Origin of the sequence: Rhizobium herbae (assembly GCF_017873135.1) — a bacterium.
Classification (GTDB): domain Bacteria; phylum Pseudomonadota; class Alphaproteobacteria; order Rhizobiales; family Rhizobiaceae; genus Pararhizobium; species Pararhizobium herbae.
Window position 1 is genome coordinate 502,474 of sequence record NZ_JAGGJV010000002.1, and the last position, 20,026, is coordinate 522,499.

At 61.4% G+C, this 20,026-nt stretch carries 20 protein-coding genes; 13 read left to right on the forward strand and 7 right to left on the reverse strand.

From position 1 onward, the window contains the following. Positions 1 to 109: 109 nt before the first annotated feature. The 3 genes from J2Z75_RS07730 to J2Z75_RS07740 all read right to left on the reverse strand — a co-directional run bounded on the left by J2Z75_RS07730 (position 110) and on the right by J2Z75_RS07740 (position 4,916). Complete coding sequence (locus tag J2Z75_RS07730; protein WP_209850056.1) at positions 110 to 2,476, reverse strand: methyl-accepting chemotaxis protein; 2,367 nt, start codon at positions 2,474 to 2,476, stop codon at positions 110 to 112. Positions 2,477 to 2,766: 290 nt separating this feature from the next. Further along, positions 2,767 to 3,666: a ribokinase gene (locus J2Z75_RS07735; protein ID WP_209850058.1), complete on the reverse strand. Its 900-nt coding sequence runs from the start codon at positions 3,664 to 3,666 to the stop codon at positions 2,767 to 2,769. Between the two features lie 50 nt (positions 3,667 to 3,716). Next, entirely contained in the window at positions 3,717 to 4,916 is a 1,200-nt protein-coding gene (locus J2Z75_RS07740) for a DNA recombination protein RmuC (RefSeq protein ID WP_209850060.1), read from the reverse strand. A 144-nt stretch (positions 4,917 to 5,060) separates the two neighbouring features. Here J2Z75_RS07740 and def point away from each other — a divergent pair, with 144 nt between their 5' ends. The 5 genes from def (at position 5,061) to truA (ending at position 8,030) form a co-directional block, all read left to right on the forward strand. Then, the gene (def, locus tag J2Z75_RS07745) at positions 5,061 to 5,585 is read left to right on the forward strand and encodes a peptide deformylase (protein ID WP_209850062.1); all 525 of its coding nucleotides are present in this window, start codon (positions 5,061 to 5,063) and stop codon (positions 5,583 to 5,585) included. Between the two features lie 65 nt (positions 5,586 to 5,650). Continuing rightward, complete coding sequence (locus J2Z75_RS07750) at positions 5,651 to 5,911, forward strand: plasmid stabilization protein (RefSeq protein ID WP_209850063.1); 261 nt, start codon at positions 5,651 to 5,653, stop codon at positions 5,909 to 5,911. Next, positions 5,908 to 6,327, forward strand: a complete 420-nt coding sequence (locus tag J2Z75_RS07755; RefSeq protein WP_209850064.1) for a type II toxin-antitoxin system VapC family toxin — start codon at positions 5,908 to 5,910, stop codon at positions 6,325 to 6,327. The genes J2Z75_RS07750 and J2Z75_RS07755 overlap by 4 nt, the downstream gene beginning before the upstream one ends. A 24-nt stretch (positions 6,328 to 6,351) precedes the next feature. Next, positions 6,352 to 7,287: a methionyl-tRNA formyltransferase gene (gene fmt / locus J2Z75_RS07760; RefSeq protein WP_209850065.1), complete on the forward strand. Its 936-nt coding sequence runs from the start codon at positions 6,352 to 6,354 to the stop codon at positions 7,285 to 7,287. Further along, positions 7,287 to 8,030 (forward strand): tRNA pseudouridine(38-40) synthase TruA, encoded by a 744-nt coding sequence (truA, locus tag J2Z75_RS07765; protein WP_209850066.1) that lies wholly within the window; start codon positions 7,287 to 7,289, stop codon positions 8,028 to 8,030. Before fmt ends, truA begins: the two co-directional genes overlap by 1 nt. Here the strand turns inward: truA and J2Z75_RS07770 are convergent. Together J2Z75_RS07770 and dapE are read right to left on the reverse strand one after the other, a co-directional pair. Continuing rightward, positions 8,024 to 8,635: a hypothetical protein gene (locus J2Z75_RS07770; protein ID WP_209850067.1), complete on the reverse strand. Its 612-nt coding sequence runs from the start codon at positions 8,633 to 8,635 to the stop codon at positions 8,024 to 8,026. The genes truA and J2Z75_RS07770 overlap by 7 nt on opposite strands. Continuing rightward, a complete protein-coding gene (gene dapE, locus J2Z75_RS07775) occupies positions 8,622 to 9,815 on the reverse strand; it encodes a succinyl-diaminopimelate desuccinylase (protein WP_209850068.1) in 1,194 nt (397 codons plus the stop codon). The genes J2Z75_RS07770 and dapE overlap by 14 nt, the downstream gene beginning before the upstream one ends. A 906-nt stretch (positions 9,816 to 10,721) precedes the next feature. Here dapE and greA point away from each other — a divergent pair. Beyond that, the gene (gene greA / locus J2Z75_RS07780; protein WP_209850069.1) at positions 10,722 to 11,204 is read left to right on the forward strand and encodes a transcription elongation factor GreA; all 483 of its coding nucleotides are present in this window, start codon (positions 10,722 to 10,724) and stop codon (positions 11,202 to 11,204) included. Between the two features lie 360 nt (positions 11,205 to 11,564). Here greA and J2Z75_RS07785 read toward each other — a convergent pair whose 3' ends face one another. Further along, the gene (locus J2Z75_RS07785) at positions 11,565 to 12,350 is read right to left on the reverse strand and encodes a pyrroline-5-carboxylate reductase (RefSeq protein WP_209850071.1); all 786 of its coding nucleotides are present in this window, start codon (positions 12,348 to 12,350) and stop codon (positions 11,565 to 11,567) included. 3 nt (positions 12,351 to 12,353) lie between these two features. After that, on the reverse strand, positions 12,354 to 13,073 hold the full coding sequence (locus J2Z75_RS07790) for a GntR family transcriptional regulator (protein WP_209850073.1): 720 nt from the start codon (positions 13,071 to 13,073) through the stop codon (positions 12,354 to 12,356). Between the two features lie 197 nt (positions 13,074 to 13,270). Between J2Z75_RS07790 and J2Z75_RS07795 the strand changes: the two genes are divergently transcribed. The 7 genes from J2Z75_RS07795 (at position 13,271) to J2Z75_RS07825 (ending at position 20,021) form a co-directional block, all read left to right on the forward strand. Continuing rightward, positions 13,271 to 14,104: a substrate-binding periplasmic protein gene (locus J2Z75_RS07795; RefSeq protein WP_209850075.1), complete on the forward strand. Its 834-nt coding sequence runs from the start codon at positions 13,271 to 13,273 to the stop codon at positions 14,102 to 14,104. Positions 14,105 to 14,169: 65 nt separating this feature from the next. Continuing rightward, positions 14,170 to 14,952, forward strand: a complete 783-nt coding sequence (locus J2Z75_RS07800) for an amino acid ABC transporter ATP-binding protein (RefSeq protein WP_209850077.1) — start codon at positions 14,170 to 14,172, stop codon at positions 14,950 to 14,952. Positions 14,953 to 14,961: 9 nt separating this feature from the next. Continuing rightward, positions 14,962 to 15,624, forward strand: coding sequence for an amino acid ABC transporter permease (locus J2Z75_RS07805; RefSeq protein WP_209850079.1), 663 nt, complete (start codon positions 14,962 to 14,964; stop codon positions 15,622 to 15,624). A 9-nt stretch (positions 15,625 to 15,633) separates the two neighbouring features. Then, positions 15,634 to 16,299: an amino acid ABC transporter permease gene (locus J2Z75_RS07810; RefSeq protein WP_209850081.1), complete on the forward strand. Its 666-nt coding sequence runs from the start codon at positions 15,634 to 15,636 to the stop codon at positions 16,297 to 16,299. A 31-nt stretch (positions 16,300 to 16,330) separates the two neighbouring features. Next, positions 16,331 to 17,209 (forward strand): 4-hydroxy-tetrahydrodipicolinate synthase, encoded by an 879-nt coding sequence (gene dapA / locus J2Z75_RS07815; RefSeq protein ID WP_209850083.1) that lies wholly within the window; start codon positions 16,331 to 16,333, stop codon positions 17,207 to 17,209. Between the two features lie 63 nt (positions 17,210 to 17,272). After that, on the forward strand, positions 17,273 to 18,511 hold the full coding sequence (locus J2Z75_RS07820; protein ID WP_209850085.1) for an NAD(P)/FAD-dependent oxidoreductase: 1,239 nt from the start codon (positions 17,273 to 17,275) through the stop codon (positions 18,509 to 18,511). Positions 18,512 to 18,545: 34 nt separating this feature from the next. After that, a complete protein-coding gene (locus J2Z75_RS07825; RefSeq protein ID WP_209850087.1) occupies positions 18,546 to 20,021 on the forward strand; it encodes an aldehyde dehydrogenase family protein in 1,476 nt (491 codons plus the stop codon). Positions 20,022 to 20,026: the final 5 nt, after the last annotated feature.

Below are 20,026 nucleotides of genomic sequence, written 5' to 3' on the forward strand. Positions count from 1 at the left end.
TTGGGGATGGCGGGCTGATGTAGATCTCATGGTCGGCGACCAAACGCCAAACGGCGCCACAAGGGCGCCGTTTGCATCTTTGATTGCCTTCTCCGAAGCGCCGAGGGGCTCAGAATTCTTCCCAGTTGTCCTGGGCGAGAGCGGTGTTGCCGGAAACCTGCGGCACTGCCTTCTGCGGCGCAGCATGGCGTGCCGGCGTCGGCCTTGCCGGAGCGCTGTAGTTCGGTGCCGGTGTTCTTGCCGGCGCCCGCATGCGGTCGGCGGTGTTGCGCAGCATCTCGGTGGAGGACGGGCTCTGGCGGGCGACGTGGAAGCGCGCGACGAGCGTGCTCAGCGCCCGCGCTTCTTCGTTCAGCGCCATGCTGGCAGCAGTGGTTTCTTCCACCATCGCAGCGTTCTGCTGGGTCACCTGGTCCATCTGGTTGACCGCCGTGTTGATCTCCTTCAGGCCAACCGCCTGTTCGGAGGCCGAGCCGGAGATCTGGCGGATCAGGCCGTTGATCTGAACCACCTGGTCGGCGATCTTCTGAAGCGCACCGCCAGCACGTCCCACCAGATCGACACCGTCGCGAACCTGGCCGGCCGAGGTGTTGATCAGCGTCTTGATCTCCTTGGCGGCATTGGCCGAGCGCTGTGCCAGTTCCCGCACTTCCTGGGCGACGACCGCGAACCCCTTGCCGGCATCGCCGGCGCGGGCGGCTTCGACACCTGCATTGAGCGCCAAAAGGTTGGTCTGGAAGGCGATTTCGTCGATAACGCCGATGATGCGGCTGACTTCGCCGGACGACTGCTCGATGCCCTTCATCGCGGCAATCGCCTTCTGCACCACTTCGCCGGACTGCTCGGCGTCGCTGCTGGCGGTCTCGACGGATTTCGCCGCGACCTTGGCATTGTCGGCGCTGGCATTGACCTGCGAGGTCAACTGATCAAGCGCCGCGGCTGTTTCTTCGAGGCTTGCGGCCTGCTGCTCGGTGCGGTGCGACAGATCGTTGGCGGCATTGCTGATTTCGCTGGTGCCGGTGCCGATGTTGACGACGGAGGTATTGACCGTCTGGATCGTCTCCTCGAGGCTTTCCATGGCGGAGTTGAAGTCGCTCTTCAGCTGCGCATATTCGCCGGGGAAATCCTCGGTGATGCGGTAGGCCAGGTCGCCGGAGGAGAGCTGCGACAGTCCCTTGGCAAGCTTGGCGACGATCTCGCGCTGGGTGGCGTTGGCCTCGGCACGTTCGGCTTCGGACTGGCTGCGCTGCTGTTCGGAATGCCGACGCTCATGCTGGGCTTCCGCTTCCAGACGCTTGGTATCGGCGAGCTGGTGGCGGAAGCCTTCCAGCGCCTTGGCAACCGAGCCGGTTTCGTCGGTGCGGTCCTGCCCGGAGATTGGCGCCGTGTAGATGCCGCTGCTGAGGTTGGCGACGTCGCTGACAAGGCCGGCAAGCGGCTTTTGAACGAAGCGGCGGACGGCGAGATAAAGGCCGAGAAGCACGGCGCCAAGCACGATCAGGCCGCCGACGATCATCATGTAGGTCTGATCGACGACCGGCGCGTTGATGGCGCTCTGCGGCACATCGACGAGGACGACCCATGTCGTGTTCACATCGGGCAGGGCAAAGGGATAGACGACACGCTCGAAGGTCTCGTTACCGTCATAGGTGAGGTCGTGGATCATGCCGGGTTGCGCGCTGGACAGCGCGTTCTTGACGACATCCGCTCCGATCCCGTCATAGTCCTTCATCAGGAGATCGGGGATCGGGGCGACAAGCCATTTGCCGCTCTGGGACAGGAGTGTCACGCGGCCGGACCCAAAGGGCCGGATATCCTTGACCTTGTTGGCAAGCGACGTCAGCGATACATCGACGCCGGAGACGCCGAGCAGCTTGCCGTTGGACATGACCGGGTAGGCGATCGAGGACATCGAATTGTTGTCGCCCGTCGTGGTCTCGGTATAAGGCGGCGACATCGCGCCTTTCAGGCTCTTGGCTGCCAGCGCATACCAGTCGGCCGGATAATCGGAATCGAAGGTCGAGAAGTCGATACCCGTCTTGCCCTTGGTCCAGTACGGGTTGAGCGTTCCGTCCTTGCTGGCGCCGAAATCCTTCTTGCCGGCATAATCGGCGGCCTTGCCGTCGAAGGCATTCGGCTCCTCTGCAAACCAGCTGCCGAAGGCGAACGTATTCTTCTCGACATTGGCCTTCAGCATATCGACCACGCCCTTGCGGTCGAGATAGCCGCCTTCATGTCCGCGGCCGATCACGCCTGCCGTCGAGCGGGCGGCGCCCGCCAGCTCGGCAATGTTGCTGGCGATATCGGATGCGATGGATTTCGCTTCGGTGCGCGCCTGGTCCAGCACCAGCGTCTCGACGCGATCCTGCGTCTGGGAAATCAGCACGTAGTTGGAGGCAAGAAGAACGAGCGCGATGGTGCCGCCCGTTACCGCGATAAGTTTGGTCGCCAGCGATTTGGCCTGGAACTTGAACATGAATGTCCCCGCATTGTGAGAGGTCCACGGGTTTCAAAGCCGCGGAATGACGCGATCTGTTGTGGGAGATGCCCCCTCATGGAGCGCCAGATGCCGACCGACATCGTGAGGCCGCCTTTGATCCTGGGAAGGCGACCTTTGTAATTGCCTGAATAGCGCGATATTTATTAAAATTAGGCCAACAGCGCAGACCGAAATCCCACAGTTTTTGAAGGATTTACGCGCGAGTGCCGCGTTGGCGACCTTCCCTGTCCTGATTGCGCAGGGGGTGGTCGCCGGATCGTGATCGGTCAGATTTTTGCATCGACCTCGACGGCTTGCGGGATGGCCGGTTGGGCACCCGCTTTCAGGCAGGCAAGCGAGCCGGCAACCGCGGCACGGCGCAGCGCAGCGTCGAAATCGATGCCGGCATCAAGGCTGGCTGCGAGATAACCGCAGAAGGTATCGCCGGCACCGACCGTGTCGACCGGTTCGATCTTCAGCCCCTTGGCACGATGGATAGTGCCATTGCGCACGGCGACAACACCCTCGGCGCCAAGCGTCACGATGACGGTCTGTCCCGTTTCGCGCGACAGTGCCTGCATGGCATCTTCGCGTTCAGCCGCGGACAACCCCTCGCGTCCGGCCAGCAATTCGAACTCGGTCTCGTTGGCAACGACAATATCGGCCATCCGCCCGAGCCGCGCGGCGTCTGGTGTCAGCGGGGCGATATTGATGATCGAGGTGACGCCCTTGCTTTTTGCAGCGACCAGCGCCCTTTCCACCGACGCGGCCGGGATTTCAAGTTGCAGCATCAGCGTATCGCCCGGCGACATGGCGTCGACGGCGGCAGCGGCATCCAGTTCGCTGACCGTGCCATTGGCGCTCGCCACGACCACGATGACGTTCTCGCCATCGCCGCCGACGAGAATATGCGCAGTGCCTGTAGGTTCGCTTGCAATCTTGGTGAAGGACAGGTCGGTTCCCGCCTCTTTCATCAAGGCAAGCGCCCCATCGGCAAAACTGTCCGATCCGACGGCTCCGGCCATGCGCACAGAGGCTCCGGCTCTGGTTGCAGCCAATGCCTGGTTGGCCCCCTTGCCGCCGGCCGCGGTCGAAAATCCTGTTCCGGCAACGGTCTCGCCGGGCTTCGGCAGGCGTGCCGTGGTGGCGATCAGGTCCATGTTGATGGAACCGAAAACTGTAATCATCTGAAGCGTCTCCCCGGCAGTCGATTTTTGCCGGACAGTGCCCGAGAGGGTCAGTCCTCGTCAACCACCCGCAGCTTCAATTGTCCGACGCGATTGTCGAACGACTTCGGTTCCGCTTTGGCATCGGGCGACGAACCGGCTGCTTCGAGATCCAGCGCCTCGATCCGGGTGCCGCGCCGCTTGAGTTTCTCCGATGAGGTCAGGATGTCGTCGACATCCTTCTGCGTGGTGAGGAAATGGCCGTGCAGCTTGCGCACGCGGTCGTCAAGGCGGGTCAGGTCCTCCATCAGCCGGATTACCTCGCCCTGGATCAGATGTGCCTGCTCGCGCATCCTGGCATCGCGCAGGATCGACTGGATGACCTGGATCGACAGCATCAGAAGCGATGGCGAGACGATGACGATCCGCGACCGATGTGCCTTCTGGACGATGCCTTCGAAATGCTCGTGGATTTCCGCGAAGATCGATTCGGAGGGAACGAACAGGAAGGCGGTGTCCTGCGTCTCGCCGGGGATCAGGTATTTCCCCGAAATATCCCGGATATGCACCTCCATGTCGCGGCGGAACTGCTGCTGCGCCTGATGGGCCGCTTCGGGATTTTGGGCGCTGCGAATCGCGTTCCAGCCTTCGAGCGGAAACTTGGCATCGATCACCAGTGCCGGCTGGCCGTTCGGCATGCGGATGGTGCAGTCCGGCCGCGACCCGTTGGAAAGCGTCGTCTGAAAGGCATAGGCCCCCATCGGCAGGCCGTCGGCGATGATCGTTTCCATGCGCGACTGGCCGAAGGCGCCGCGCGTCTGCTTGTTGGAGAGGATACTCTGCAACCCGGCCATGTCTTTCGCCAGCGACTGGATATTGGTCTGCGCGGTGTCGATCACCGCCAGCCGCTCCTGCAGCCGCCGCAGGTTTTCATGCGTCGCCTTCGTCTGCTCGGTGATTGAGGTGCCGAGCCGGTGCGTCATGCCGTCGATCCGCTGGCTGATCGACTGGTTGAGTTCGGATTGGCGCGCGCCGAAAACGTCCGCCATCGCTGCGATGCGGCCCTGCATCTCGGTCTGCGCGGCCAGGAGCGCGGTCATGCGCTGCTCAGCGTCCAGCGCTGCTTGCCGGTTCCGCCGCTTGCCAAGAACCGCCGGGATGCCTGCAAAAAGCAGGACGACAACTGCGCCGAACAGGCACATGCCGAGGGTAACCGTATAGGAGCCGAGAATGAAAAGCGGCTGATCGAGCGTGAGAATTGTTGGTTCCATCGGCGCAGCCTAAGCGAATTCGGGATGGGTGACCAGATCAAAACAGGAACATTGATGAATCGAACGATACGAACTGCCGCATTCGCTGCAAAAATCTTGAAAACGAGAATTCCATCGACGCGAAAGATCGGTTATGGGAGCCAGATGACCATCAAGCCGCTCATCATTCTTCCCGACCCCGTGCTGCGCCAGCTGTCCAAGCCGGTCGAGACCGTCGACGCCGATGTCCGCCGTCTGGCCGACGACATGCTGGACACGATGTATGATGCGCCGGGCATCGGCCTTGCGGCGATCCAGATCGGCGTGCCGCGTCAGATGCTGGTGATCGATGTGTCGAAGGAGGGTGAGGAAAAGCAGCCGCAGGTCTTCATCAACCCGAAGATTCTGGTCATGTCGGACGAGCGCTCGGTCTATGAGGAAGGCTGCCTGTCGATCCCGGACTACTACGCCGAGGTCGAGCGCCCTGCGACGATTACCGTCCAATATATCGACCTCGATGGGAAGCAGTTGACCGCCCAGGCCGACGGGCTGCTGGCGACGTGCCTGCAGCACGAGATCGACCACCTCAACGGTGTGCTGTTCATCGATCATATCTCCAAGCTCAAGCGCGAAATGGTGATCCGCAAGTTCGCCAAGGCGGCCAAGACCCGCGGCGCCAAGGCGATCTGACGCTTCCATTGAAAATCAGGGCCTCTGCGACTATGATATCACTGATATCATAGTGGAGGTTGCGTATGGGCGATCTGCTTCTTCGTGGAATGGATGATGCTCTGAAGATCGAATTGCAGGAAAGCGCGCGCCGAAACGGCCGCAGTCTTTCCGACGAGGCCATTGTACAAATTCGCTCTGCATTGGAGAGGGAACAACATCGTGGGCAAGCGGCCGGACAGCGGCTGCGTGCCGTCTTGGGCGATGCTAAATTTGATGACGACGAGCTGCACGCCATCGAGGCGTTTCGCAAGCAACCCGATCGCTCGCCACCAGACTTCAAATGATTGTCCTCGACACCAACGTCATTTCGGAACTGCAAGGGCGGCGGCATAGCGAACGCATCCTTCGATGGTTAGACGCCTATGATAGCGAGGCCGTCTTCCTGACGGCGATTGCCATGGCCGAAATCCATTTCAGTATCGCCTTGCTGGATCAAGGAGCACGGCGAGAAAATCTCCATCAAACGTTCATGCGCATTGAGAATGAGTTTTCCGGGCGAATCCTGAGTTTCTCGCAAACTGCGGCTGCGCGATATGGGGCCATTGCTGCGCACCGTCAAAAGGCGGGAAAATCGATCGAAACCAAGGACGCCATGATCGCCGCGATCTGCCTTTCTCACGATGCGACGCTGGCGACGCGGAATGTAAAAGACTTCGAGGGGCTTGATTTGAAGCTCGTAAACCCGTTTGAAGAGGCCTGATTCAGAAACGGGAGTCCGCGCACCGTGCCGCTTCGCATCATCTTCATGGGAACGCCCGAATTTTCGGTCCCGACACTGGCGGCATTGGCCGAGGCCGGACACAAGATCGTCGCGGTTTACACCCAGCCGCCGCGTCCGGGCGGACGCCGCGGTCTCGACCTGCAGAAATCGCCGGTGCATCAGGCCGCGGAACTGCTCGGCATTCCGGTGTTGACCCCCGCCAATTTCAAGGATGCGACCGACCGCCAGACGTTCCGCGATTTCGACGCCGATGTCGCGGTGGTGGTGGCTTACGGACTGCTGCTGCCGGAGGAAATCCTCAGCGGCACCCGGCTCGGCTGCTACAACGGCCATGCCTCGCTTTTGCCGCGCTGGCGGGGAGCGGCACCGATCCAGCGGGCGATCATGGCGGGAGACCATGAGACCGGCATGATGGTGATGAAGATGGACAAGGGCCTCGATACCGGCGACGTGGCGCTGACGAAGGTCGTTGCAATCGGCAGCGAGACGACGGCAGGCGAGCTGCATGACAAGCTGATGCTGGTCGGTGCCGGCCTGATGAAGGAAGCCATGGAAAAGCTCGATGGCGGTGACCTGCCGTTGACGCCGCAGGCCGAACGCGGCGTGATCTATGCGGCCAAGATCAGCAAGGCGGAGACGCGGATCGATTTTGGAAAGACCGCCACCGAGGTCCACAATCACATTCGCGGGCTTTCACCGTTTCCCGGTGCCTGGTTCGAACTGGAGATCGGCGGCAAGCCGGAGCGGATAAAGGTGCTTTCCTCGGTGGTCGAAACCGCAGGCGGCGAGACTGGGACGGCTTTGTTCGACGACCTGACGATTGCCTGCGGCGATGGTTCGGTGCGGCTGACCCGGCTGCAGAAGGCTGGCGGCAAGGTGCTTGGTGCCGAGGACTTCCGGCGCGGCACGCCTATTCCCGCCGGCACAAGGCTTCCCTGATGCCGCGTTTCCGCATGACCATCGAATATGACGGCTCGAATTATGTCGGCTGGCAGCGACAGGACAATGGTCCCTCCGTGCAGGGCGCCGTCGAAAAGGCGATCCTGGCCCTGACCCGCGAGGTCGTGTTGATCCGGGGGGCTGGGCGCACCGATTCCGGGGTGCATGCTCGGGGACAGGTAGCGCATGCCGATTTGACACGGCAATGGAAGCCGGAGACGTTGCGCAATGCGCTGAACGCCTATCTCGGCCGGGCCGGGGAGCAGGTGTCGATCATCGACACGGCCGAGGTGTCCGACGATTTCGACGCGCGGTTTTCGGCGCTTCGGCGGCATTATCTCTATCGCATCATTTCGCGGCCGTCTCCGTTGGCTCTGGAGGCGAAGCGGGCATGGTGGGTGTCGAAGCCGATCGACCACGCGGCGATGCACGCGGCGGCGCAGATGCTGGTCGGTTATCACGACTTCACCACCTTCCGCTCCACCCATTGCCAGGCAAACAGCCCGTGGCGGACGCTCGACCGGCTCGACGTGACGCGGGACGGGGAGGTGATCGAGATCCGGGCGACGGCGCAAAGTTTCCTGCACAACCAGATCCGTTCCTTTGCCGGCACCCTGAAGATGGTGGGCGATGGCCGGTGGACGCCGGATGATGTGCGCGCCGCGCTGGAGGCGAGAGACCGCAAGGCCTGCGGTCCCGTCGCGCCGCCGGACGGGCTTTATTTCATGCAGGTCGACTACTGAACCGCGGCGTAGACCGGCATCAGGCCGAACAGGTCGGGCAGGGCGTTGCTGAGCATCAGCGGCAGCAGGATCAAAAGCGCTGATATCGCCGAGGCGAGCAGCATCTGGCCGCTGGCAATGGTTTTCACCAGCCGGAAAATCGCCGTGAAATTGACGATCAGCAGAATGAAGGACAGCAGGTAGGACAAGCCTTCGCTGCCCGGAAGCACGAGCCGCAGCGCCAGCGGAACGGCCATGGCATAGGCCATGGGCACGGAGAGCCAGTTTGTGGTGATCACGATCGGTGCCAGCATCGCGCCATAGCCGAGCGGCTTTGCCAGAGCGGCGATGATGATCAGCGGCACTATCCAGATGACCGTATCGACAAGGAACAGCTTGAGGATGAAGACGAGGCCCGTTTCGGTGCCGTCCGGCATCTGCGCAAGATAGAAGAGGCGCCAGGCCCCCCAGCCGACGGCCATGGCCGGCAGGCACCACAGGAAGGCTGCAAAGGAGCGCCAGACGCCGGAGGCCGAGATGTCGAGCCAGTCGAAGCCGCTTCTGTCGCCGAGGATCAGCAGCCACAGGCCCTTGATGTAGATGCCGATTTCCTCAATCTGCGGCATGGCCAAACCAGCGGCTGATGAAGACTTCATAGATTCCGGTCAGGGTTTCGAGATCGGCGACGGCGACCCGCTCGTCGACCATGTGCATGGTCTGGCCGACAAGGCCGAATTCGACGACCGGGCAATAATCCTTGATGAAACGGGCGTCGGATGTTCCGCCTGTCGTCGACAGTTTCGGCTCGCGACCGGTGACGGCCTCGACGGCGCCGGACAGCGAGGCGATCAGCGCGTTGTTGCGGGTGAGGAAGACATGGCTCGGGCGCTCGCTCCAGGCGATGTCGTATTTGACCGGCTGACGGCCCGGACGCAGCACGCCGTCGGCCGCGGCGCGGTCGAGCCTCGCGATGATCTCGGCCTTCAGGCTGTCGGCCTCCCAGGTATCGTTGAAGCGGATGTTGAAGCTCGCGGTCGCCTTGGCCGGAATGACGTTGACCGCCTTGTTGCCGACGTCGATCGTCGTCACCTCGAGATTGGACGGCTGGAAAGTGTCGGTGCCACCGTCGAAGGGCGGATCCATCAGCGCCTGCGTCAACGCCAGAATGCCGCGCACCGGGCTGTCGGCCAGATGCGGATAGGCGGCGTGGCCCTGGACGCCGTGTACGGTGATGGTGCCGGACAGCGAGCCGCGCCGGCCGATCTTGATCATGTCGCCGAGCTGGTCCGGATTGGTCGGCTCGCCGACGAGGCAGGCATCCCAGCGCTCGCCCTTGGCGGCGGCCCATTCGAGCAGCTTGGTGGTGCCGTTGATCGCCGGGCCTTCCTCGTCGCCGGTGATCAGGAACGAGATCGAGCCCCTGGGCGGGCCGTTGTTTTCGATATGACGGGCGACGGCTGCGACAAAGCAGGCGATGCCGCCCTTCATGTCGACGGCGCCGCGGCCGTACATCTCTCCATCGGCGATATCGGCCGAAAACGGGCCATGCGTCCAGGCGGCTTCGTCGCCGACCGGCACGACGTCGGTATGGCCGGCAAACATCAGATGCGGGCTACCGGTGCCAAGGCGAGCATAGAGGTTTTCAATATCCGGCGTGCCGTCCTCGCGCGCCGTCACCCGGTCGACCGCAAAGCCGAGCGGCTTCAGCATGGTTTCAAGCGCCGCCAGGGCGCCGCCTTCGGCGGGCGTCACGGAAGGGCAGCGGATGAGGGTGGAGAGATTGGCGACGGGATCGGTAGCGGTCATCAAGAAAGCCTGTTGTTTCGCGACGTTGGTTTAGCCGATCCATACCGGGCTGTCACGGGGTGGGGGCATTCGCATATGAAAAGTCCCCTCCCCAACCCCTCCCCACAAGGGGGAGGGGCTTAAACTGCCGCTCTTTCCATGGCTGGAAACGAGGCCTTGCAGCTGGGGTTCTCCCCCCTTGTGGGGGAGATGGCCGACAGGCCAGAGGGGGTCTTTTTCCATATGCGATAGCCCTGTTTCCTTGAGGGAGCGCGCGGCAGCCGCAACGGCCTTCAGCCACGCCCGGAAAATCCGCCGTGGGTTTGCCTGATGTTTACTTGGCCGGGGCGCTGGAAAGTGCCGATGACTAAGTAATGTATATGACGCCTTCCAGCGCCCCGTTCGGTGTTGGTCGACGGGCAACTCCGGTTTCTCTGCGCGGATGATCGGCGGCCTTTGCCAGGGTGGCGCTCACGATTGTCATCGCCGCGCCACGAAAGATATCGCTTTCGCGCTATCAGTCGCCGGTCCTCATGTGTGCCTCACAGGCACGCCCCGCCATTTTGCAGACGAGAGGGAAACCATTTTCTGCCAATCCACCGGATGAAGGCTTACGTCTGTCCCCCATCCGGCACCGGCTCCGCCTCACTGCCACGCCTGGCAGCGTATCCATTGGCGGAACGACGTCAGGATGACACAGGTTTGCGGGGCGGGGAAAAACGGGGATGAAAATTCCTGCCGAAAAGGCGTCTCAATGTGGTCAGACTTGCCGGTCGTGGCATCGCAGCCAATGTGCGCCCTCTTGACTTCGCGTGATGAAGCGAGCGTGTTCGTCTCTTGTCCTCGTCTGCCTGCATCTGGCAAACGTGTCGGCAATCGACCCCGAGGCGCCCGCAAGAGCGCACCGCATTGAGACGGAGTTCAAGATTGAGCGTAGCCTTCACCAAGGAAGAAAGTTCCGAAACGGCTGCGGAAATCCTGCTGCCTGACCGCCCGATTTCACCGCACCCGAACCGTGTGACGCAAGCCGGATTGAAGGCCCTGGAATTTCAGCTCCAGCAGGCGCGCGAGGCCTATGACGCAACGAGCGCAATCGAAGACGTCAATGAACGCCGGCGGCAGGCCGCAACCCCCTTGCGCGATACGCGCTACTTCGCAGCAAGAGTTCACACGGCCGAGGTTGTCCCCGACCCGGCTTCCACCGACAGTGTCGCCTTCGGCAGCACGGTGACCTTCAGCCGCAACGATGGGCGCGTGCAGACCTATCGTATCGTCGGCGAGGACGAGGCGGACCCCAAGGCCGGATCGATTTCCTTCGTCTCGCCGGTGGCACGGCTTCTCATGGGCAAGGCTGTTGGGGATGTGGTGGGCGCTGAGGGGCAGGAACTTGAGATCATTGCGATTTCGTAGGGTGCCCGCCACGGCGTGAAGGCACCGGCTCTGCAATTCGGGTTCACGGCCTTCTGCAATCGGCCTGGTTCGACCATGCCTTCATCGACGAGGGATACGGCGGCTTTGCGCCTTCATCCCGGTCGCCCACACCACCCTCATGAGTACCTGGATGCAGTCAGTCCGCTATTCGAGCGGTCACGTCGGGAACGCGCTGTCATTCCAGTCGTTCAAACCGCCCACTAAAGCTCCCAGAAGCAGTCGTTCTGATTGGCCAGTGGTCACATCCGGAATGCCCCATTCCCAACCGGTGCCTCCGGCCTCTTGTTGTCCGAACAGAACTCGATCGTGCTGACGTCGCAATGACACCCCAACCTCATTCTAGCTTTTCCCACCCTCGATACGTGCCAGCACTCTGTCCAGAGCCTGGGTCAGCGCCGCCTTTCCACCCTTTGTTTCAAATTCCGAGAGCACCTGTTCGTTCAGTCCACCCTTGGTGGCGAACTCCCGGCTCAGCAAGCTGAAGGATTCGATGCCCGGTTTTTGCGCCCTGTCTGCAAGGCTCTGAAAAAGCGGCGTGAGATAGGCTCGCCCCTTCGATCTCTCGAGGCCCTGGTCTGCCAGCCATTCCGTTGCGAATTCCATGATGCCGAAGTAGGTCGACATCAGCGCGCTGACGGCCGCGAGAAGGTCATATTCCTTTTTCGTTTCGCACTGGACAGCATTGCCGAGGGCGTTGAACAAAGCCGCCGCTTCGACGTCCGGCGGATAGATGGCCGTTACGCCGAGACGGTCCTCGACGAACGGAAGCGGGATCGCCTGCACCAGATGCACGTCGGCGCCGATCCAGTCGAGCAAGCTCTGCCGCTCCGTTGCCGCGACGACGCTGATGACCGATTGGCCCTGCCGGAACGAAAGCGCCTCGATAACCTCCCTGGCAATCTGCGGCCGGATCGCAAGAAAAACGATGTCGCTGAGATCGACGACGGCCTGATTATCCTTGGCCACGCGCACCGATGGGAAATCAGCGGCAAGCCGCGCGGCTATCTCCGCGCTGCGCGGAGAAAGGTGCACTTCGGCCGTATAAGGGGTGGTGGCCAGAAGTCCGCGAACCATCGCTTCGGTGATGGCGCCGGTGCCGACAAAGCCAATACTGTTGATGCTCACGATCTACTCCGCGGCTCGCAACGGACCGAGCGTAACGTCGGTCGTGTAGTTTTCGCGCATGAAGTTGATGAAATTGTCCTGGAACTGGCGGGTATGAGCATGCGCGAGCTCGTCGGCCAGCTCGACATTCTTGTCCCGGATGGCGTCCAGCATCTGGCTATGTTCGTCCGTCAGCAGATACCCTTCATGTGTTCGCTCAAGGTACTCGAAATGGAGGTGGAGCATGCGCTGGCCCTGGGACAGGAGCTTCTCGTAGAACGACGCGAGATACTGGTTCTTGCCAGCATAGGCGATCGCCATATGGAATTCCTTGTTCGCCTCGGACATGGCGAGGTGATTGCCGGTCCTGACTGCCGTCGCAAAGGCCTTGTCACGCTTGGCGATGACCTTCAGATCGGTATCGGTGCGCAACGCGGCAGCAAGGCGGGTGTTCATGCGCTGGGCTATGTCCAGGGCTTCCACATATTTCGGAAAGGTCGCCACCTCGATCGGCGCGACGATCGTGCTGCGGTTCGACAGGGTCACAACGAGCTCGTCCGCCCCGAGACGGATCAGCGCTTCCCGCACGGGTGAACGTGACATGTCGAACCGCTCGGCAAGAGTGGTTTCGTCGAGAAGCTGGCCGGGGGGCAGCGTCAGCGCCAGAATCTCGTTGCGGAGCGTGTCGTAGACGCTTTTCCAGCCGGTACCCCGGATTCGTTTCACTTCAGTCTCGTCAGACACTTAGGTCCCTTTCATCGGCAGATGCGGCATTGGGCCAGAAAACCATCGTCCCGGCAATGTAATTTTTCCGCTTGACTTTGTCGACACGCTGTTGACACATATTACTCAGTCGACACGTAGCCGACATGAAATAACAGAAACGGCCAGAGCCGACGAGTGGAACCGCGCATCACGCGCACAGCAAAAGAGGAATGCCGATGTTCTCGAAGATGATCACGTCCGCCGCGCGGGCAGTGCCAGCGCTCGCTCTCGTGGGTGCTCTTTCCGTACCAGCCGCTCACGCCCAGACTGCCGAGGGATATTGGCAGGGGGTCCAGACTGCGGGTGTCCTGAAATGCGGTGCTGCAGTGGCTCCGCCGTACATTATGCGGGACCCGGCGACCGGAGAATATTCCGGCTTCTATGCTGATCTTTGCCGCGAGTTCGCCGACACGCTGAAGGTGAAAGCCGAATTCATCGACACGACCTGGGATAACATCGTTGCCGGTCTTCAGGCCGGGAAGTGGGACATGTCGCTGGCGCTCAACCGCACACCGGCCCGCGCCATGGCCGTCCAGTTTTCGATCCCGGCGATGGAATACCAGATCTCGCTTGCCTACAACAAAAGCAACCCGAAGATCCCGCAGGGCGCCGCTTCGGTCGCCGATATCGACAAGGCCGATGTGACGATCGCCGTCATGTCCGGTACCGCGCAGGACAAGGCAATTTCGGCCGTCGTCAAGAACGCGACGATCATGCGCCTGCCTGGAAACGATGAAACGCGCCTCGCGCTGAATTCCAAACGCGCCGATCTCCTGGTCGACGCTTCGGACACAAACCAGCTTCTCACACAGGCCAACCCGGACTGGGCGGTGGCGATCAATCCGACGCCGGCGCTTGCCAAGCAGGGGGTTTCGTTCGGCCTGCCGCACGGCATGTCGGCCGCCGATGTCGAAGTGGTGAATATCTTCCTGGAGGAGAAGGTCGCGACCGGTCATGTCGACGAGTTGATCCGCAAGGCGGTGGATCAGGTTCTCAGCAGTTCCAACTGATCCTGTTGGCGTCGGCGCATGTCGCCGACGCCTTCTTCTGGTTTTAAGATGAACCGAGAGCGGCCATGGCCATGTCCTTCAGTCTTCCCCTCGTCAAAATGCAGGCACTCCACAAGAGCTATGCCGACGGCGCCATCCAGGTGCTCAAAGGCATCGATATCGAAATGAAGCCGGGTGAACGCGTCGTCGTCATCGGCCCCAGCGGCGGCGGCAAGAGTACCCTGCTGCGGGTGATGATGGGGCTGGAGAAGATTGACAGCGGTTCGGTGACCTTTGACGGAAAGCCGTACATCTCCTCCGGAGTCAAAGAGAGCAAGACCGTCATTGACATGAGTGTCCGCCGCTCGATCGGCATGGTCTTCCAGCATTATACTTTGTTTCCGCATCTCAATGTCCTGCAGAATCTCACCCTTGCTCCCTGCAAGGTGCGCGGCGAAGCAAAGGCCAAGGCGCAGGATCGGGCGCAGACCCTCTTGGAGCGTTTTGGGCTGGGTGCAAAAGCGAAAGCCTATCCGGCCCAGCTTTCCGGGGGCCAGAAGCAGCGCGTTGCCATCGCCCGCGCCTTGATGCTCGATCCGAAGCTGATGCTGTTCGACGAAGTGACATCGGCACTGGACCCTGAACTGGTCGGCGAAGTCGAGCAGGTCATCCTGCAGCTTGCCGCCCAGAACATGCCGATGATGATCGTCACCCACGATATGTGGTTCGCCAGGAATATTGCCTCCCGGGTCATCTTCTGCGCAGGCGGAGTGGTGGTCGAGGACGGTCCGCCGGAGCAGGTGCTCGGGTCTCCGAAGGAGGAGCGAACCAAGGAATTCATCGACCGCGTCTTTCACATCAACCAATAGGAGGCGAGGGTGGAGTACACATTCGACTTCAACGCGGTCTCGCTTGCACCCTTGCTCAAGGGCCTATGGGTGTCGCTTGAACTGACGGTCGCCGCCAATGTCATCGGCATCGTGTTCGGCTTCGGATTGGCGCTGCTGATCATGAGCCCCTTCAAGCTTGTCCGGCTGCCGTTCATGCTGTTCGTCGAGTTCTTTCGCTGCACGCCGGCGATCGTCCAGATCGTCTGGATCTTCTATTGCGTGCCGATGCTGTTCGACGTGTTTCTCGATCCGATCACGATGGGCGTGCTGGCTCTGGGCCTCAATCTAATGGCCTTCAATGCGGAAGCCTATCGGGCGTCCATCCAGGCGGTGCCCAAAGAGCAGATCGACGCCGGGATCGCCCTTGGCCTGACGCCGGTCCAGCGCATTCTCCACATCGTCTTTCCAACGGCTTTCCGTGCTTCGGTGCCGGTTCTCCTGACCAATGGCATCGTGATCTTCCAACAGAGCGCCCTCGTTGCGATCGTCGCGATCCAGGATCTCATGTACCAGGGCAAATCCCTGGCAACGGAAACCTATCGCCCGATCGAGACATTCACCGTGGTCGCTCTGATCTATTTCGCGGTGTCTTTCCCGGTAACCCAGATCGTCGGCCTGCTTGAGCGCCGCCGGCAGCTTCTCGTCAGCTAGGGGCACGTCATGGAACTCGATTTCTCGATCCTATCCAAATTCCAGTACGCGCTTCGGCTCGGACTATGGACGACGCTCAAACTCACGGTGATCTGTATCGTGCTTGGTTGCGCGCTGGGCTTTGCCGTCGGCCTTGCCCGCACGTCGCGCAACATCGCCGTTCGGGCGGTTTCCAGCGCCTATGTGGAATTCTTTCGCGGCACGCCGGTCCTCGTCCAATTGTTCTGGATCTTCTTCTGCCTGCCGCTGATGCTTGGTGTCGAGCTCTCCAACTTCACGTCCGGCGTCGTTGCGCTGACGCTGTACATGGGAGCAATCACCAGCGAGACCTTCCGGGCGAGCCTGAAGTCGATCGGGCCGGAGCAATTTGATGCCTGTGTGGCGCTTGGGCTGCCGAGGAACGTGCAGGTGATCAACGTCGTTCTGCCGCAGGCGGTTCTTCGCGCCATTCCGACACTGCTGTCGAACTGCGTCAGTCTCTTCAAGGAGAGCGCGCTGGTTTCGGCCGTAGGCATGGCCGATCTGATGTTCGTTGGCCAGAATATCTCCAACAACACCGCAAGGCCGGTCGAAGTGCTCACGGTCGTGGCGCTCATCTATTTCGTCATTGCGTTTCCCCTGACACGGGCCGTCTCGGTCATCGAGGCCCGGATCCTCAGGAAACTCGCCATCTAATCGCAACAGCTTCACAGACAGGAGACACCCCATGAAACTGTCCGGCGTCATGCCCGCGCTCATCACCCCTTTCGACGCAAACGGCAAGGTCGATTTCAAAGCTTATGAAAAACATCTGACCGCCCTGCGCGCTGCGGGCGTGACAGGCTGGGTGCCGATGGGATCGACCGGCGAATATTCCGCGCTTACCAATGCGGAGCGGGACGAGGTGCTGAAGTTCGTCAAGGATTTCGCCAATGAGGGCGAGGCCCTGATCGCCGGCACGAATGCACCGGCGACCCGCGAGGTCATCGAGAACACCTTGCGCGCCAAGGAGATCGGTTACGACACCGTTCTGCTCGCCACGCCGTTTTATACCCGCCCGACCCAGGACGAGCTTCTGGCGCATTTCCAGAGGGTGCTGACGGAAACCGACATCAACCTCGTCCTCTACAGCTATCCCTACAAGGATGGTGTCGAGATCGGCTTCGACATCCTCGACGCGCTGGCCGATGATCCGCGCGTTCTCGGCATCAAGGAGAGCTCCGGTTCGCTTCAACGGGCGATCGATATCCATGCCCGTTACAAGGGGCGTATCGACCTCATCTCCGGTTCCGACGATATCGCGCTCGATTTCATGTTCTGGGGTGCCGATGCCTGGATTTGCGGACCGGCGAACTGCATGGCGAAGGCCTGCGTCGACCTCGACCGCACCTTCCGCTCGGGCGACCTTGCCGAGGCGCGCGAGAAGATGGTGGTTCTCTATCGTGCCATGAACATCCTGGAGAGCGGCAAGTTCGTGCAGAAGGTCAAGTATGGCTGCGAACTGCAGGGGCTTCCAGTCGGTATTTGCCGGGCTCCGCTCGGCGAGCTGACCACCGATGAGAAGGCGGAATTCACCGCAGCCATGCAGCCTATCCTGAACTGGTAGGCGTCATCTCTGTCGCGGCGCGACAGGCCCCCGGTCGTTATCTCTTGAGCCTGAGGAAAAGAAGTGTCTTCCATCGTCGTCGTCGGAGCCGGCATCATTGGTACGGCCATTGCCTACGAGTTGCAGCGCCGCGGCCAGTCCGTCGTGCTGGTCGACAAGACCGGGCCGGGGCAGGGTGCGTCCTATGGCAACATGGCGAGCATTGCGGTGACGGAATTTATGCCGGCCTCCCGGCCGGGAATCTGGGCGCAGATGCCGAAATGGTTGCTTGATCCGGAAGGCCCGGTGCGCATCCGCCCCTCGTACTTGCCCCGCCTGATCCCCTGGTTTCTGCGTTTTCTCGACGCGAGCCGCCCGTCGAAGCTCAGGGCGCTTGAGGCTGCGGGGGCTGCCCTGTGCGCACGGGTTTACGAGGATCTCGACGATCTGCTGAAGACGACGGGTCTTCAGGATATGCTCAGCAGAGAAGGCTGCCTGAGCGTTTACGCCGATGAGGCGGAATTCCACGCGGACCGGGATCATGTCGAGATTCTGGATCGTTTCGGCTTCCGTTACGAAATCCTCGGCGGCGACGCCATTCGTCATCTGGAACCTGCTTTGACGACTAAGATTAGCAAGGCACTGCTTTTTCCTGACAATCGTTCGATCTCCGATCCGTATAAACTCGTTCTGAAACTCTTCGAAAAATTCCAAGAGCTTGGCGGTGTTATTCAGCAGGGAGAGGTCGTCGGTTTCGATCACGACAATTCCGGCGTTACAGCCTTGCGCCTCGCTGATGGCCGCCGGCTTGAAGCCGGATCGGTGGTCCTGGCGGCCGGAGCTTTCACCGCACGCCTGTCGGCAATGCTGCAGGAGCCGATCCCGCTCGAAACGGAGCGCGGCTATCACACGCAGATAATGGCGCCTGGTCTTTCGATACGCCATTCGATGATCTGGCCGGCACGGGCCTTCATGGTCACGCCAACGGCCGGCGGCATCCGCGTCGGCGGCACGGTCGAAATGGCCGGCCTTGATGCTGCGCCAGACTACAGACGCTCCAAGGTTCTGGTGAAGCGGGCGCGGGAGGCACTGCCTCACCTGAAGGTGGAGAATACGACCGAATGGATGGGGCATCGCCCGGCCATGCCGGACACCGTTCCGGTCATGGGGCCATCGGCAAAGCGGAAGAACGTCTGGTACGCCACCGGCCATGGACATCTTGGCCTGACATATGGCGCGACCACCGCACGTCTGATGGCCGATCTCATCACGGGCGTCACGCCGCCCATCGACATGAAACCCTATCGGGTCGACCGGTTCTAACCGGACGCCACGCTCGACAGGAAGGAAAACGGCAATGCGAAACGAACTCTACATCGACGGCAGATGGGTCAAGCCCGTCAGGGGAGGTAGCACCGAGGTGATCAACCCTGCGACCGAGGAGGTCATCCAAACGATTGCCGCCGCGACCGAGGAAGACGTCGACCTCGCCGTCAAGGCGGCCCGCCGCGCTTTCGACAAGGATGGCTGGCCGAAACTGTCCGGCGCCCAGCGTGCGACCTATCTTCGTTCCATCGCCGACGGCATTCGTGCGCGCCAGGCAGAGATCGCCCGGTTGGAAGTTCTCGACAACGGCAAACCCTTTCCGGAAGCGGACTGGGATGTTGCGGATGCAGCAGGATGTTTTGATTTCTACGCGGGGCTTGCCGAGCAGCTCGATAGTAATCCGGAGGAGGGGATCGCTCTCGCCGATGACCGGTTCACGTCCAAGGCGGTGAGGGAGCCGATCGGTGTCGCGGGAGCCATAATTCCATGGAACTATCCGCTGCTGATGGCCGCCTGGAAGGTCGCACCGGCGCTTGCGGCTGGATGCACAATTGTTCTCAAACCCGCTGAACAAACGTCGCTGACGGCGCTTGAGTTGGCCGCCATTGCCGACGACGTCGGCCTGCCTGCAGGGGTATTGAACATTCTGACCGGCGCCGGTTCCGTGGCTGGCCAGGCGATCATCGATCACAAGGGGGTCGACAAGCTGGCATTTACAGGATCGGGACCGATCGGCTCCAAAATCATGGCCGCGGCTGCTCGCGACATCAAGCGCGTGAGCCTCGAACTCGGCGGCAAGTCGCCCTTCGTCGTCTTCGAAGATGCCGATATCGATGAAGCCGTCGAATGGATCATGTTCGGCATCTTCTGGAACCAGGGTCAGGTCTGCTCGGCGACTTCCCGCGTTCTCGTGCACGAGGAGATCTACCAGCGCCTGCTCGCCCGCCTCGTCGAGGAGACGAACAAGATCACGATCGGCAACGGTCTCGATGACGGCGTCCTGCTGGGCCCGCTGGTGTCGAAGCGTCAGTACGAACAGGTTCTCGCAGCGATCGAGGGCGCACGCAAAGCCGGGGCGACGGTTGCCTGCGGCGGGACACGTCCGGAAGGATTCGACAAGGGTTACTACCTTCGACCGGCAGTGCTGGTTGATGTTCCTCTCGACAGCGACGCATGGGTCGAGGAAATTTTCGGGCCGGTCGTCTGCGTCAGGCCCTTCAGGACGGAGGAGGAGGCAATCGAGCTTGCCAATGACAGTCGCTTCGGGCTTGCTGCGGCGGTGATGTCCAAGGATGATGTTCGTGCCGAGCGGGTCGCCGCCGCCTTCCGCGCCGGCATCGTCTGGATCAACTGCTCGCAGCCAACCTTCACCGAAGCGCCTTGGGGTGGATACAAGGAATCCGGCATAGGTCGCGAACTCGGTCGCTGGGGGCTCGAAAACTACCTCGAAACGAAGCAGATCACCAAATACATCACCGACAAGCCCTGGGGCTGGTACATCAAGTGAGCGAC